The following is a 1,071-nucleotide window of genomic DNA, read 5'->3' on the forward strand; positions in this document are numbered from 1 at the left end:
ACCCGCGGCGGGTACCTTGAGAACCGGATACCGCGAAGAGACGGAACAAGTGGAGACACCATTTAGAAGGTGTCAGCAGTGATGTACTTTTCAAGAACAGTTGTGTAAGGTCTGACTTAGTCAGGCCCCGTTCAACTTTTCCTTAACCAGTTTACAGAACGCTAATACATCGAATGGAATCCGATCCAGCGAGAAGCTGGTCGGGACGGGCACTCCGCGCCAACCATGATCGCGACCGGGCCTCCTGGCCCGGCCATCATATTGGACGGAGAGTTCGATCCTGGCTCAGGATGAACGCTGGCGGCGCGCCTAACACATGCAAGTCGAACGGCACCCACCCTCGGGTGGAAGCGAGTGGCGAACGGCTGAGTAACACGTGGAGAACCCGCCCCCTCCTCCGGGATAGCCTCGGGAAACCGTGGGTAATACCGGATGACCCCGCAGGGCCGCATGGCCCCGCGGGCAAAGCCCAGACGGGAGGGGATGGCTCCGCGGCCCATCAGGTAGACGGCGGGGTGACGGCCCACCGTGCCGACGACGGGTAGCCGGGTTGAGAGACCGACCGGCCAGATTGGGACTGAGACACGGCCCAGACTCCTACGGGAGGCAGCAGTGGGGAATCTTGCGCAATGGGGGGAACCCTGACGCAGCGACGCCGCGTGCGGGACGAAGGCCCTCGGGTCGTAAACCGCTTTCAGCAGGGATGAGACAAGACGGTACCTGCAGAAGAAGCCCCGGCTAACTACGTGCCAGCAGCCGCGGTAATACGTAGGGGGCGAGCGTTATCCGGATTCATTGGGCGTAAAGCGCGCGTAGGCGGCCCGGCAGGCAGGGGGTCAAATGGCGGGGCTCAACCCCGTCCCGCCCCCTGAACCGCCGGGCTCGGGTCCGGTAGGGGAGGGTGGAACACCCGGTGTAGCGGTGGAATGCGCAGATATCGGGTGGAACACCGGTGGCGAAGGCGGCCCTCTGGGCCGAGACCGACGCTGAGGCGCGAAAGCTGGGGGAGCGAACAGGATTAGATACCCTGGTAGTCCCAGCCGTAAACGATGGACGCTAGGTGTGGGGGGG

At 63.4% G+C, this 1,071-nt stretch carries 1 rRNA gene; it reads left to right on the forward strand.

Annotated elements, in window-relative coordinates:
• Positions 1–262: 262 nt before the first annotated feature.
• Positions 263–1,071: ribosomal RNA gene (locus tag AOBCEHNH_RS05105) — 16S ribosomal RNA — on the forward strand; the annotation flags it as partial.

The organism is Collinsella intestinalis, from assembly GCF_902501455.1.
Taxonomy (GTDB): domain Bacteria; phylum Actinomycetota; class Coriobacteriia; order Coriobacteriales; family Coriobacteriaceae; genus Collinsella; species Collinsella intestinalis.